The sequence below is a fragment of the Brachybacterium sp. FME24 genome (assembly GCF_014897705.1).
Classification (GTDB): domain Bacteria; phylum Actinomycetota; class Actinomycetes; order Actinomycetales; family Dermabacteraceae; genus Brachybacterium.
Map to the genome: position 1 here is coordinate 58,677 of NZ_JABUXV010000005.1, position 14,147 is coordinate 72,823.

The 14,147-nt window shown below is 69.2% G+C and carries 11 protein-coding genes; 9 read left to right on the plus strand and 2 right to left on the minus strand.

Annotation, left to right across the window (positions count from 1 at the left end; genetic code table 11):
* Positions 1-20 precede the first annotated feature (20 nt).
* Positions 21-1,757, minus strand: a complete 1,737-nt coding sequence (locus INT51_RS06735; RefSeq protein WP_193104452.1) for a bifunctional 3'-5' exonuclease/DNA polymerase — start codon at positions 1,755-1,757, stop codon at positions 21-23.
* Positions 1,754-2,458 carry an MBL fold metallo-hydrolase gene (locus INT51_RS06740; protein WP_193104453.1) on the minus strand — a complete coding sequence of 235 codons (705 nt, stop codon included), beginning with the start codon at positions 2,456-2,458 and terminating at the stop codon, positions 1,754-1,756. The genes INT51_RS06735 and INT51_RS06740 overlap by 4 nt, the downstream gene beginning before the upstream one ends.
* Before the next feature lie 72 nt (positions 2,459-2,530).
* Here INT51_RS06740 and uvrA point away from each other — a divergent pair, with 72 nt between their 5' ends.
* The 9 genes from uvrA (at position 2,531) to secG (ending at position 14,035) form a co-directional block, all read left to right on the plus strand.
* A complete protein-coding gene (gene uvrA / locus INT51_RS06745; protein WP_193104454.1) occupies positions 2,531-5,398 on the plus strand; it encodes an excinuclease ABC subunit UvrA in 2,868 nt (955 codons plus the stop codon).
* 2 nt (positions 5,399-5,400) lie between these two features.
* Positions 5,401-7,341: an excinuclease ABC subunit UvrC gene (gene uvrC, locus INT51_RS06750; protein ID WP_193104455.1), complete on the plus strand. Its 1,941-nt coding sequence runs from the start codon at positions 5,401-5,403 to the stop codon at positions 7,339-7,341.
* A gap of 41 nt (positions 7,342-7,382) precedes the next feature.
* Positions 7,383-8,279: an RNase adapter RapZ gene (rapZ, locus tag INT51_RS06755; protein WP_193104456.1), complete on the plus strand. Its 897-nt coding sequence runs from the start codon at positions 7,383-7,385 to the stop codon at positions 8,277-8,279.
* A complete protein-coding gene (yvcK, locus tag INT51_RS06760; RefSeq protein ID WP_193104457.1) occupies positions 8,276-9,415 on the plus strand; it encodes a gluconeogenesis factor YvcK family protein in 1,140 nt (379 codons plus the stop codon). Before rapZ ends, yvcK begins: the two co-directional genes overlap by 4 nt.
* Positions 9,399-10,397, plus strand: a complete 999-nt coding sequence (gene whiA, locus INT51_RS06765) for a DNA-binding protein WhiA (protein ID WP_193104458.1) — start codon at positions 9,399-9,401, stop codon at positions 10,395-10,397. The genes yvcK and whiA overlap by 17 nt, the downstream gene beginning before the upstream one ends.
* A gap of 135 nt (positions 10,398-10,532) precedes the next feature.
* Positions 10,533-11,537 carry a type I glyceraldehyde-3-phosphate dehydrogenase gene (gap, locus tag INT51_RS06770; protein ID WP_193104459.1) on the plus strand — a complete coding sequence of 335 codons (1,005 nt, stop codon included), beginning with the start codon at positions 10,533-10,535 and terminating at the stop codon, positions 11,535-11,537.
* Positions 11,538-11,685: 148 nt separating this feature from the next.
* Positions 11,686-12,888: a phosphoglycerate kinase gene (gene pgk, locus INT51_RS06775; RefSeq protein WP_304502099.1), complete on the plus strand. Its 1,203-nt coding sequence runs from the start codon at positions 11,686-11,688 to the stop codon at positions 12,886-12,888.
* Complete coding sequence (gene tpiA, locus INT51_RS06780; protein WP_193104460.1) at positions 12,885-13,658, plus strand: triose-phosphate isomerase; 774 nt, start codon at positions 12,885-12,887, stop codon at positions 13,656-13,658. Before pgk ends, tpiA begins: the two co-directional genes overlap by 4 nt.
* A 134-nt stretch (positions 13,659-13,792) precedes the next feature.
* Positions 13,793-14,035 carry a preprotein translocase subunit SecG gene (gene secG, locus INT51_RS06785; protein ID WP_193104716.1) on the plus strand — a complete coding sequence of 81 codons (243 nt, stop codon included), beginning with the start codon at positions 13,793-13,795 and terminating at the stop codon, positions 14,033-14,035.
* The last annotated feature ends 112 nt before the right edge of the window (positions 14,036-14,147 follow it).

Consider the following 14,147-nt stretch of genomic DNA (forward strand, 5'->3'; position numbering starts at 1 on the left):
GAGGCCTGCCAGGAGGGGCCTCACTTGGCAGGCGAGCGCTCGGTGATCGTGAGGTCCAGCGGGAAGTCCACAGGGCTTCCGGGGAACAGCAGGCTGCCGGCAGCCTCGGCGGCGGCCCGGATCGCGTCGGCCGCGGCATCGGCCTGGGCGGCGGGCGCGTGCACGATCACCTCGTCGTGCAGGAAGAAGGCGAGATGCGCGCGGCGGGCGAACACCGGCCCGGAGGCGTGTGCGGCGTCCGTCCCGGGCACCGGATCGAAACCCGCGAGCGCGAGCCGCAGCGCGGCGAGCCACGACAGCGCCCACTCCGCGGCTGTGCCCTGCACGACGAAGTTCCGGGTGAAACGTCCACGGTCCCGAGCGGAGCGCCGGGCCCGCTCCTGCTCACCGGGCACCGCGTCGGGGAGGTTGGCGCTGGTCTGGTTCTGCGTCCAGGCCGCCTCGGGAGCGGGGGAGGAGCGGCCCAGCCAGGTCGAGACGGTCCCGCCGCGCTCGCCGGTCGCGGCGGCGCCGTCCACCAGACGCATGGCGTCCGGGAAGTTCTGTCGCAGTCGCGGCACGACGCGTCCGCTGTCGCCGGTGGTCCCGCCGTACAGCGCCCCGAGCACTCCCACCTTCGCCTCCTGCCGCGTCGCCACGATCCCGGCATCGACGATCCCGGAATAGAGGTCCTTGCCGGCCCCGGCCGTGGCCATCGCACGGTCGCCGGACATCGCGGCGAGCACCCGCGGTTCCAGCTGGGCGACATCGGCGCTCACCAGTCGCCAGCCGTCGTCGGCGCGCAGAGCCGGGCGCAACTGGCGGGGGATCTGCAGCGCGCCGCCGCCGCTGGAGGCCCAGCGACCGGTGACCACACCGCCGGGAACGTAGACGGGTCGATACCGTCCCTCGTGGACCCACTCGTCGATCCATGCCCATCCGTTCGCCGTGAGCAGGCGGGACTGCTTCTTGTAGCGCAGCAGCGGTTCGATCGCCGGATGATCGTACGAGGCCAGCTCCCACTGCGAGGTGGATTCGACGTCGATCTCCGCCCGGTGCAGGGCCCGCAGCAGCCGCGGTGGGGAGTCGATGCTCAGCTGCGGGTCCCCGAGGGCCGTGCGCACCTCGGCGGCAGTCTGCGCCATCTGCGGGGGAGTCTGCCCGGGGGAGGGCCGCGGGCCCAGAGAGGCGGCGAGGATCCGGTCGTGCTCGGCGACGTCCCAGGGGATCCCTGCGGCGTGCAGCTCGGCCGCGATCAGTGCCCCCGCGGATTCCGCAGCGACCAGCAGACGCAGCCGTCCCCGGTCCTCGGCCCCGTCGATGGCGACGCGATGGTGCGCGAGCTCCGCCAGCGCCGCCTCGATGTCGTGGGGGACGCCGCCAGTCCGCGCCGAGGAGGCATCGAGGTCGAAGAGTGTCGCTCCTGCGCTGCGATCCTCCGGTGGCTGGTCGATCGGGGTGTCCCAGGCGTCGCGGATCGCACCCCCATCGCGCACCAGCTGGGAGTGGCGCAGGATCGCGTGGATCAGGCGCAGATCATGGCAGCGGGAGACGGTGACTCCCGCGGCGAGCAACCGCGCGTACCAGGTCGGGGTGTCGCTCCACACCCAGCGGGGGCGGGCTTCGGCCTCACGACGGGACACGACGGAGGCGAGCTCCGCGGGCCCGACCTCGAGCGAGCTCAGGCGCTCGCCGCGCGCGTCGAGGTCGACGAGTGCGGTGCGACCCTCCGCGCCCCGGCCGACGACACACCAGGCGGGGTGCGTGCTGCTCGTCACCAGCCCCGCTCGTGCCACAGCGGGAGCGAGGCCCGCTGGGCACCGAGCGTGGTGTCGTCGCCATGTCCCGGATACACCCAGGTCGAGTCCGGCAGCACGTCGAACACACGCTGCTCGACATCGTCGAGCAGCTGGGCGAAGCGCGCCGGATCCTGGTCCGTATTGCCCACGCCACCGGGGAACAGGGAATCGCCGGTGAAGAGGTGGGGGCCGCCGCCCTCGGCCTGCGCGGCGTCGTGCCACAGCACGGCGACGGAGCCCGGGGTGTGACCGCGCAGGGCGATGATCTGCACCTGCTGCTCGCCGAACTCCAGCACGTCACCGTGTGTCAGCGGCACGTCGATCGGGGCCTCGATCGCCGCGATGTCCGCGGCGCCTGCGGCGGTCCGGGCACCGGTGGCCACGGCCACCTCGGTGAGCGCGCCGACATGGTCGTGGTGACTGTGGGTGGTGACCAGGAGATCCAGCTGCGCCTCTTCGGCACCGGTGCTCCTCGTGCCCTCCGCGACCAGGCGCAGGAGCCGATCAGGCTCGGCGGCGGCGTCGATCAAGAGCTGCGATCCCGTCGACCGACAGGTCAGCAGATAGGCGTTGTTGTCCATCGGACCCACGGACGCTTTGCGGATCTCCAGCCCGGGGAAGCGGCGCACGGAGCTGTGACCATGGGGTTCGACATGTCCTGTGTATTCAGAATCAACCATGGCACCAGTATGTCGCGTTCGTCTCCGACGAACAGCTGTTCGAACGTCGTGTCCCGCTCGTAGGATGACCCGGTGACTGATTCTCTCGTCGTCCGCGGTGCGCGCGAGCACAACCTCAAGAACATCGACATCGACATCCCCAGGAACAAACTGGTGGTGTTCTCCGGGCTCTCCGGATCCGGGAAGAGCTCCCTGGCGTTCGACACCATCTTCGCCGAAGGCCAGCGCCGGTACGTGGAATCGCTGTCGGCCTATGCCCGGCAGTTCCTGGGACAGATGGACAAGCCCTCGGTCGATCTCATCGAGGGGCTCTCCCCAGCGGTGTCGATCGATCAGAAGTCGACCAACCGCAACCCGCGCTCGACGGTCGGCACGATCACCGAGATCTACGACTACCTGCGCCTGCTGTTCTCCCGCACCGGTGTGCAGCATTGCCCGATCTGCGGCGAGCCGGTCAGCTCCTCCTCGGCCGAACAGATCGTCGACACGCTGCTCGAGCAGAGCGAGGGCACCCGCTTCCAGCTGCTGGCACCCGTCGTGCAGGGCCGCAAGGGCGAGCATGTCGATCTGCTCAGCTCCCTGCGCTCGCAGGGCTACGCCCGTGCCCGGATCGACGGGAAGACCCGCCGTCTGGACGAGGAGATCACGCTCGACAAGAAGTTCAAGCACACCATCGAGGTCGTCATCGACCGCCTGGCCGCCAAACCGGATTCGCGACGTCGCCTCACCGACTCCGTCGAGACCGCTCTGCGCCTGGCCGAGGGCACCGTGCTGGTCGATTTCGTGGACCTGGAGGAAGACGCCGAGGAGCGCACCCGCCGCTTCTCCGAGAAGCGCGCGTGCCCCAATGACCACCCCCTGGCGATCGATGACATCGAGCCGCGCACCTTCTCCTTCAACGCCCCCTATGGTGCCTGCCCCGAGTGCACCGGCCTCGGCATGCGCCTCGAGGTGGATCCCGAGCTCGTGATCCCCGATGACGACCTGAGCCTGGCCCAGGGCGCCATCGCCCCGTGGGCGATGGGGTCCTCGGACCACCACCAGGAAGTGATGGCCGCGCTCGCCGAGGAGCTCAGCTTCTCGATGGACGTCCCGTGGCGCGCCCTGCCCGAGCGGGCCCGGGAGTCGCTCCTGCACGGCAAGGACTTCAAGGTCCATGTGAAGTACCGCAACCGTTTCGGGCGCGAGCGCACCTACTCCACCGGCTTCGAGGGCATCATGCACTTCCTCGAGCGCCGCCACTCCGACACCGAGTCGGACTGGGCCAAGGAGCGCTACGAGCAGTTCATGCGCGAGGTGCCCTGCCCCGCCTGTCAGGGGGCCCGGCTGCGTCCGGAGGTGCTCGCCGTCACCGTGGGCGGTCGCTCCATCGCCGAGGTCTGCGAGATGTCGCTGCGTGACGCCCTCGAGTTCCACCAGGGCCTGGTGCTCGGTGTGCGCGAGGCCGCGATCGCCGACGAGGTGCTGCGGGAGATCCGCGCCCGACTCGGCTTCCTGCTGGACGTGGGGCTGGATTACCTCAGCCTCGCCCGCGCCGCAGCCACCCTGTCCGGAGGTGAGGCCCAGCGCATCCGCCTGGCCACCCAGATCGGCTCCGGCCTGGTCGGCGTGCTGTACGTGCTCGATGAGCCGTCGATCGGCCTGCACCAGCGTGACAACGAGCGCCTCATCGGGACTCTGAACCGCCTGCGGGATCTCGGCAACACCCTCATCGTGGTCGAGCACGACGAGGACACCCTCAACGCCGCCGACTGGATCGTGGACATCGGACCCCTGGCCGGCGAGCACGGCGGTCGCGTGGTCCACTCCGGCAGCATCGAGGACCTCAAGAAGAATCAGGAGAGCCTCACCGGCCGTTACCTCTCCGGTGATCTCGAGATCCCGCTGCCTCTGACCCGTCGTCCGATCGACAAGCAGCGCATGGTCAAGGTCGTCGGCCCTCGCGCCAACAACCTCAAGGGTCAGGACGCCAGCTTCCCGCTCGGTGTGCTGACGGCTATCACCGGGGTCTCCGGTTCCGGCAAATCCTCCCTGGTCAACGACATCCTGTACGCGGTGCTCGCCAAGGAGCTCAATCGCGCCCGCATCGTGCCCGGTCGTCATAAGCGGGTCACCGGGCTCGAGCACCTCGACAAGGTCGTCCACGTCGACCAGTCGCCCATCGGGCGCACCCCCCGCTCCAACCCGGCCACGTACACCGGGGTCTGGGACCGTGTGCGCACCCTGTTCGCGCAGACCAACGAGGCGAAGATCCGCGGGTACACCGCCGGTCGTTTCTCCTTCAACGTCAAGGGCGGGCGCTGCGAGGCCTGCTCCGGCGACGGCACCTTGAAGATCGAGATGAACTTCCTGCCCGACGTGTACGTCCAGTGCGAGGTGTGCCACGGGCAGCGGTACAACCGCGAGACCCTCGAGGTGAAGTTCAAGGACAAGAACGTCGCCGAGGTGCTGAGCATGTCGATCGCGGACGCCCTGGAGTTCTTCGACGCGGTCCCCCCGATCCGCCGTCAGATGCAGACCCTGGTCGATGTCGGGCTCGGATACGTGAGGCTCGGCCAGTCCGCGACCACCCTGTCCGGTGGCGAGGCGCAGCGGGTGAAGCTCTCCTCCGAGCTGCACAAGCGCTCCAACGGGCGCAGCATCTACGTGCTCGACGAGCCCACCACGGGACTGCACTTCGAGGACGTGCGCAAACTGCTCGAGGTGCTCGGCGGGCTGGTCGACAAGGGCAACACCGTGATCGTCATCGAGCACAACCTCGACGTCATCAAGACCGCCGACCATGTCATCGACCTCGGCCCCGAGGGCGGCGCCGGGGGCGGTGAGATCGTCGCCTCCGGCACCCCGGAGCAGGTCGCGAAGGTCACGAGGTCCTATACCGGGAACTTCCTGGCCCCGCTGCTGGAGTCCGGACGATCGGGCCACACCGGGAGGCGCTGACCATGGCAGATCCTGCAACCTACCGTCCTGCGGCCGGGACCATCCCGACCAGGCCGGGGGTGTACCGGTTCCGGGACGAGCACGGCCGTGTCATCTATGTCGGCAAGGCGAAGAACCTCCGCCAGCGCCTGTCCAACTACTTCCAGGACCTTGCGGTGCTGCACGAGCGCACTCGGCGCATGGTCACCACCGCCGCGAGCGTGGAATGGACCGTGGTGGGCACCGAGGTGGAGGCGCTCACCCTCGAATACACGTGGATCAAGGAGTTCGACCCGCGGTTCAACGTCAAGTTCCGCGACGACAAGTCCTACCCGTACCTGGTGCTGACGATGGGGGAGAAGGTGCCGCGGGTGCACATCACCCGTCGGCCGCGCGCCAAAGGAGACCGCACCTTCGGGCCGTACGCCCAGGTGTGGGCGATCCGCGAGACCCTCGATCTGATGCTGCGTGTCTTCCCCATCCGCTCCTGCACTGCGGGCGTGTACCGGCGGGCGGAGCGCTCCGGACGGCCCTGCCTGCTCGGCTTCATCGGGAAGTGCGCCGCGCCCTGCGTCGGCGACATCTCGGTGGACGAGCATCGCCGGCTCGCCGATCAGTTCGCCGACTTCATGGCCGGGAACACGGCGACCTACACCCGCCGCATCGAGAAGCAGATGCGTGACGCCGCGGTGGCCATGGACTATGAGACCGCCGCCGGGCTGCGCGACGACCTCGCCGCTCTGAAGAAGGTCATGGAGAAGAACTCGGTGGTGCTCTCCGACGCCACCGACGCGGATCTCATCGCTCTCGCCCAGGACGAGCTCGAGGCCTCGGTGCAGGTCTTCCATGTGCGCGGCGGCCGGATCCGGGGGCAGCGCGGGTGGACCGCAGAGATCCTCGACACCTCGACCGCACCCGACCTCGTCGAGCGGGCCCTGACCACGCTGTACACCGAGGGTGAGGCGCCCAAGGAGGTGCTGATCCCGGTCCAGCCCACCAATCGCGACCAGGTGCTGGAGCTCATCGGGAAGCCGGTGGACCTGCGCATCCCGCAGCGCGGTGAGAAGAAGGACCTGCTCGGGACCGTGACGGAGAACGCCATCGAGGCGCTGCGGCTGCACCGGCTCAAGCGCACCGGGGATCTCACCGCTCGCACCAAGGCCCTCGAGGACCTCGGCGGCGCCCTCGAGCTGTCCGAACCGCCGCTGCGCATCGAGTGCTTCGATATCTCCCATTCGCACGGCACCAACGTCGTCGGCTCCCAGGTCGTCTTCGAGGACGGGCTGCCCAAGAAGAGCGAATACCGCCGCTACTCGGTGACCGGCGAGGCCGCCCGCGACGACACCGCCTCCATGTACGACGTCATCTCGCGTCGCCTCAAGCACCATCTGAACCCACCGGAGAAGACCGAGGAGGAGTCCCGCCGCTTCGCGTACCCGCCCTCGCTGATCCTGGTCGACGGCGGTGCCCCACAGGTCGCCGCCGCCCAGCGTGCCTTCGACGATCTCGGCATCACCGACATCGCCCTGGCGGGCATCGCCAAGCGCCTCGAGGAGATCTGGCTGCCCGGCGACGAGTACCCGGTGATCCTGCCCCGCACCAGCGAGGCACTGTTCCTCGTGCAGCGTCTGCGCGACGAGGCGCATCGCTTCGCGATCACCTACCACCGTTCCAAGCGCGGGCGCGCGATGCAGGCCAGTGCCCTGGACGGCATCGCGGGCCTCGGGCCGGCGCGCAGACGCTCGCTGCTGGACCGCTTCGTGACGGTCTCCGCGATTCGTGAGGCGAGCGACGAGGAGCTCCAGGAGGTCGACGGGATCGGGCCTGCATTGGCCGCGCAGATCCTGGTCGCGCTACGATCCGACCAGGCGACGGACACCGACACCGCAACGGACGACGCCGCGGGCGAGGACTCGCTCGACGTCGCGGTGGACATGGCCACCGGCGAGATCCTCGACCGCTGAACCGGTCACGGCCGCAGCCCCGACCCTGGAAGGAGCCCCTCGTGCACGACGAGTCCCCGCTGGCGCCCAGCTCCGACACGACCGGCGACGTCGTCATCATCACCGGCCTCGCCGGCGCCGGCCGCGAGACCGCGGCCCACGCCCTCGAGGACATGGGGTGGTATGTCGTCTACAACATCGCCCCGCAGCTGATCGGCACCCTGTACGAGCTGCGTGCCTCGGCGGTGGGCCGTGAGAACCGGTTCGCCGTCGTGGTCGATCCACGGTCCGGGCCGTTCTTCTCCGAGCTCTTCGACGTGGTGGCGCAGCTGCGCCGCGCGGATCTTCGCCTGCGCCTGCTGTTCCTCACCGCTGACGAATCCACCCTGGTGCGCCGCTTCGACTCCGTGCGCCGCCCCCACCCGCTGCAGGGGGAGGAGGGTGTTCTCGAGGGAATTCGCCGTGAGCGCGAGATGCTCGCCCCGTACCGCCCCATGGCTGATCTGGTCATCGACACCTCACCGCTGAACGTGCACCAGCTGACGATGAAGATGCGCACCGTCTTCGGCACCAGCGAGGAGCAGAGACTGACGGTGACCATGCTGTCCTTCGGGTTCAAGTACGGCATCCCGCTCGAGGCGGACCACGTCAGTGACGTGCGATTCATCCCCAATCCGTACTGGGTGCCCGAGCTGAAGCCGAAGCGCGGCACCGACCGGGAGGTCGCCGAGTTCGTCCTGGGGGACGCCAACGCCGCGGAGTTCGTCGACAAGTACCTCGAGATGATCATCCCGGTGCTGCGCGGGTACAGCGCGGAGAACAAGCATTTCACCACGCTGGCGATCGGCTGCACCGGCGGCAAGCACCGCTCGGTCGCCGTGGCGGAGCGGATCGGCGACAGGCTGCGCAGCTCCGGCAACGCCGTGCGGATCCGTCACCGCGATCTGGGGCGGGAATGAGCAGCATCGCGCCCCGCTCCGGAGGCCACCGTCTGCGCACCGCCGACCGTTCCAGCAGCGCTCGGCGGGGTCGCCGCGGCGACCCTCAGCGCCCGCTGCGGGTGGTCGCCCTCGGCGGCGGTCACGGCCTGGCGGCGAACCTGCGTGCACTGCGCCTGCTGGCCGACGACCTCACGGCGATCGTCACCGTCGCCGACAACGGCGGCTCCTCCGGTCGGATCCGCACCGAGATGCCGGTGCTGCCACCGGGCGACCTGCGCATGGCTCTGGCTGCGCTGTGCGAGGACTCGGACTGGGGCTCCATCTGGGGTGATGTGATCCAGCACCGCTTCGAGACGGAGGGGGAGCTCGACGGTCACGCGCTCGGAAACCTCCTGATCGTGTCGCTGTGGCAGATCCTCGATGACCCCATCGAAGGACTGGACCAGATGGCCGAGCTGCTCGGTGCGCGCGGTCGCGTGCTGCCGATGGCCCTGGAACCCCTCGACATCGAGGCCGACGTGCGCGGCGCGGACGGTCAGCTGCGCACCGTCGCCGGGCAGTGGCAGGTCGCGACGGCGGAGGGTCGCGTCGAGCAGGTGCGCCTGGACCCGCCGCGTCCACGGGTGCCCGACGCCGTGATCGAGGCGATCGGCCGCGCCGACTGGATCATCGTGGGCCCCGGCTCCTGGTACACCTCGGTGCTGCCGCACCTGATGATCCCGGAGATCGCCGAGGCGATCCGTACCAGCCCTGCACGGCGCTGCATCACCACGAACCTGTCGGTGGGGTCGCAGGAGGCTGAAGGCATGACGAGCCTGGACATGCTGGACGTGCTGCTGGAGCAGGCCGGCGACTGCCGCTTCGATGCACTGGTCGCCGATCCCACCACCCTCGACGACGCTCTCGTGCTCTCCCAGGCGGCCGAGGCGCGTGGGATCCGCACCCTGCTGCGACAGGTCAGTGTGGGCGACGGGAGACCGCATCATGATCCGGTGCGCCTGGCCGCCGCGTACCGTGATCTCTTCGACGACGCCTACGGCGACGTCGAGCCGGGCCCGGGCCCCCGGGACGATCCGGCACCGGGGACGAAGCACGGTGCGTCGACGGCCGACGCCCCAGATGACGAGGAGGACCTGCATGGCGCTGACAGGTGATGCCAAGGAGGAGTTGAGCCACCTCCAGGTGACTCGGCCCTCGGCCCGCAAGGCGGAGGCGGCCGCGATGCTGCGCTTCGCGGGCGGACTGCACCTGGTCGCCGGACGGGTCGTGGTCGAGGCCGAGCTGGACTCCGCAGCCGTGGCCCGCCGACTGCACGCGATCATCGGTGATATGTACGGCCATCGGGCCGATTTCGCGGTGCTCGCTCCCTCCGGGATCCGCCGGACCACCCGGTATGTCGTGCGGGTGGACCGCGAAGGCGGGATGCTCGCCCGGCAGACGGGTCTGCTCGACGCACGCGGCCGCCCCGTCCGGGGCATGCCGCCGTTCGTCGTCGGCGGAGCCGCAGTCGACGCCGAGGCCGCCTGGCGTGGGGCATTCCTCGCCCGCGGCAGCCTCACCGAACCGGGGCGCTCCGCAGCCCTGGAGCTGTCCTGCCCGGGACCGGAGGTGGCACTGGCGATGGTCGGCGCCGCGCGGCGTCTCGGGGTGGCCTCCAAGGCCCGTGAGGCTCGTGGCGCAGATCGGGTGGTGCTGCGTGACGGGGATGCGATCTCGGCGCTGCTGACCCGCATGGGGGCGCATCAGACGGTGCTGACGTGGGAGGACCGTCGCACCAGACGCGAGGTGAAGGCGACTGCGCACCGCTTGGCGAACTTCGATGATGCGAACCTGCGTCGTTCGGCGCGGGCCGCGGTCGCGGCCGGTCAGCGGGTGCAGCGGGCGCTGGAGATCCTTGCTGATGAGGTCCCCGAGCATCTGCAGGTGGCGGGTCAGCTGCGATTGGAGCACCGGCAGGCGAGCCTCGAGGAGCTCGGGCGCCTCGCGGATCCTCCGCTGACCAAGGACGCCGTGGCAGGACGCATCCGGCGGCTGCTGGCGATGGCCGACAAACGCGCGGCGGATCTGGGCCTGCCAGGCACGGACGAAGGGGTGGATGAGGAGCAACTGCCGCCCTCACCTGATCCCGCGCCGTGAACGTCCTGCTGGAGTGGTCCGCGGCATTGATAGGATCGTCTCGGTCGTCGGTCACAGCCGGCGCCGTCCGAGCGTACGAGGGCGTGCGCGCCACTGTCCATATTTCGCAGATCCCCTGTGAATCTAGGAGGAACCGTGACCATTAAGGTCGGAATCAACGGATTCGGTCGTATTGGGCGCAACTACCTGCGCGCCGCGCTCGAGCAGAAGGCTGACATCCAGATCGTCGGGGTCAACGACCTCACCGATAACGCCACGCTCGCGAATCTCATCAAGTACGACTCGATCGGTGGCGTGCTGCCCTACGAGGTCTCCTTCGACGAGGACTCGATCACCGTCGGCGACATCACGTTCAAGGCGTTCGCCGAGCGCGATCCCAAGAACATCCCGTGGGGCACGATCGGCGCGGACGTCGTCATCGAGTCCACCGGTATCTTCACGGATGCCGAGAAGGCCAAGGCCCACCTCGAGGCCGGCGCCAAGAAGGTCATCATCTCCGCTCCGGCGAAGAACGAGGACGCGACCTTCGTCATCGGCGTGAACGAGGGCGACTACGACCCGGAGAAGCACCACATCGTCTCCAACGCGTCCTGCACCACCAACAGCCTCGCGCCCGTGGCCAAGGTGCTGAACGATGAGTTCGGGATCGTCAAGGGCCTGATGACGACCATCCACGCCTACACCTCCGACCAGGTGCTGCAGGATGGTCCCCACAGCGACCCGCGTCGTGCCCGTGCGGCCGCGCTGAACATCATCCCGACCACCACCGGTGCGGCCAAGGCCGTGGCGCTGGTGCTCCCGGAGCTCAAGGGCAAGCTCGACGGCTACTCGCTGCGCGTGCCGGTTCCCACCGGCTCGATCACCGACCTCACCTTCGAGGCCTCCCGCGAGGTCACCGCCGAAGAGGTCAACTCCGCGGTGAAGAAGGCTGCCGAGGGTCCCCTCAAGGGCGTTCTGCGCTACACCGAGGATCCCATCGTGTCCAAGGACATCGAGGGCGACCCGCACTCGGCGATCTTCGACGCGCAGTTGACCAAGGTCAACGGCAACCTGGTGAAGATCTTCTCCTGGTACGACAACGAGTGGGGCTTCTCGAACCGCCTCGTCGAGCTCTCGCAGCTCGTGGGCAAGTCCCTCTGATCACCGGTTCGTCGCTCTGACGACCACGATCGCCACGGAGCCCGCCGGTCGCCGCCCCGCAAGGTCGGCTGCCGGCGGGCTCCGTTCGTCCCTGCCCCCTGACGTGCGCTACGCGCCGTCACGGCCACGACACGAAGGAACCACCACAGTGCTGAAAACCATCGACTCGCTCGGAGAACTGCGCGGCAAGCGCGTGATCGTCCGAGCAGACCTCAACGTCCCGCTGGACGGCACCACCATCACCGATGACGGCCGCATCCGCGCGGCCCTGCCCACCCTGACCCGCCTCGTCGACGCGGGCGCACGGGTCGTCATCGTCTCCCACCTCGGCCGCCCCAAGGGTGCCCCGGAGGACAAGTACTCCCTGAAGCCGGTCGTCGGCCGTCTCGGCGAGCTGCTCGGCCAGGAGGTCGCCTTCTCGACCGACACCATCGGCGAGTCCGCGCGCACGGTCGTCGCGGGCCTGCAGGACGGCCAGGTCGCCGTCCTGGAGAACCTCCGCTTCAACCCGGGCGAGACCGCCAAGCAGGACGGGGAGCGCCTCGTCTTCGCACAGGCCCTCGCCGCGCTCGGTGACGCCTTCGTCTCCGACGGCTTCGGGGTCGTCCACCGCAAGCAGGCGTCCGTCTACGAGCTGGCGAGCCTGCTGCCCTCGGCCGCCGGCGAGCTCGTGCTGCGCGAGGTCGAGTCCCTGCGCAAGGTCACGGATGATCCGGCCCGCCCCTTCGTCGTCGCGCTCGGCGGCGCCAAGATCGCCGACAAGCTCGGCGTCATCGACGCCCTGCTGGGCAAGGCGGACCGCATCCTCATCGGCGGCGGCATGGCCTACACCTTCCAGAAGGCGAAGGGCTACGAGGTCGGCGACTCCCTGCTGGACGAGAGCAAGCTCGACGTCGTGCGCGAGTACATGGAGCGAGCCGAGAGGGACGGCGTGGAGCTGGTCCTTCCGGTCGACACGGTCGTGGCCGCGGAGTTCTCCGCGGATGCCACGGCGACCGTGGTCGCGGCCGACGCCATGCCGGCCGACCAGGAAGGCATGGACATCGGACCGGAGACCGCGAAGCTGTTCGGTGAGAAGATCGCTGATGCGGCGACCGTGTTCTGGAACGGCCCCATGGGCGTGTTCGAGTTCGAGGCCTTCGCGAAGGGCACCACGTCCGTCGCCGAGGTCCTCTCCACGGCCGACGGCTACACCGTGGTCGGCGGTGGCGACTCCGCTGCCGCGGTCCGCACTCTCGGATTCGACGAATCACTCTTCTCGCACATCTCCACCGGCGGTGGCGCGAGCCTCGAACTCATCGAGGGCAAGGAACTGCCGGGCATTTCAATCCTCGAGGAGGGCACCAAGTGAGCACCCGTACCCCGCTGATGGCGGGCAACTGGAAGATGAACCTCGACTGGAAGCAGGGCCTGGCCCTCGTCGAGGAGCTGGGCGACCAGCTGAAGGGCTTCGACACGGACGCGGTCGAGACCGTCGTGCTGCCTCCGTTCGTCGATCTGCGCACCGTCCAGTTCGCCGTCGACGCCGGCAAGCTGCCGATCGCCTACGGCGCGCAGGACATCTCCGCCCATGAGTCCGGTGCCTACACCGGTGAGGTCTCCGGCTCCATGCTGAAGGCTCTCGGCGCGACGTACGTCGCGGTGGGCCACTCCGAGCGCCGCCAATACCACGGCGAGGACGAGCAGGTCACGAACGCCAAGGTGAAGGCCGCCTTCGCCGCGGGCTTGACCCCGATCCTGTGCGTCGGCGAGCCCCTCGAGGAGCGTCAGGCCGGCAACCACGTCGCCTACACCCTGGCTCAGCTCACGGGCGGCCTGGAGGGCCTGGACGCCGAGCAGGCGAAGCAGGTCGTCATCGCCTATGAGCCCGTCTGGGCCATCGGAACCGGTGAGGTCGCCGGCGCGGATGACGCGCAGGAGGTCTGCCAGGCCATCCGCGAGGCGCTGCGCGAGCTCCACGGCGACGTCGTCGCCGACGCCGTGCGGGTTCTGTACGGCGGCAGCGTGAAGTCCTCCAACGTCGTCGAGCTGATGGGCAAGGCCGATGTCGACGGCGCCCTCGTCGGCGGAGCCTCGCTCAAGGCCGAGGAGTTCGCCAAGATCGCGGGCTACCAGGGCTGAGCAGCAGGAGCTCTGCAGGTCTGCACTGCTGAGCGAGAGCCGTGCCACGCGGGCCGGTGCCCTGAGGGGCCCGGCCCGTGGCGTATGCTGGATCGGTCCGTCCGTCTCCGTGGAAGGTGCCTGCCCTCGTGGATCTGCCCCTCCTGAAGCTCATCCTTCAGATTCTGCTGGCCGTGTTCAGCCTGCTGGCCATCATGCTCGTGCTCCTGCACAAGGGACGTGGTGGCGGCCTGTCCGATATGTTCGGCGGCGGTGTCTCCTCCTCGGCGAGTGCGTCCGGCGTGGCCGAGCGCAACTTGAACCGGTTGACCGTGACGGTCGCCGTGCTGTGGGGCGCAAGCTGCGTCGGCCTCGGCGTCCTGGAGCGCTTCCTCTGAGCGCTCACCCCTGAAACCTTCGGGAAGGGCCGGTCACCAACATGGTGACCGGCCCTTCCCTCTGTTCAGCGAGGGTTGCTCCGAGCGCCGGCGCCGCTGCGCCGGACGGACG

Bases quoted from the DNA above. Each gene is read 5' to 3' on its own strand.
- INT51_RS06740 (WP_193104453.1), bottom strand. From the start codon at position 2,458: ATGGTTGATTCTGAATACACAGGACATGTCGAACCCCATGGTCACAGC.
- uvrC (WP_193104455.1), top strand. From the start codon at position 5,401: ATGGCAGATCCTGCAACCTACCGTCCTGCGGCCGGGACCATCCCGACC.
- yvcK (WP_193104457.1), top strand. From the start codon at position 8,276: ATGAGCAGCATCGCGCCCCGCTCCGGAGGCCACCGTCTGCGCACCGCC.
- whiA (WP_193104458.1), top strand. From the start codon at position 9,399: ATGGCGCTGACAGGTGATGCCAAGGAGGAGTTGAGCCACCTCCAGGTG.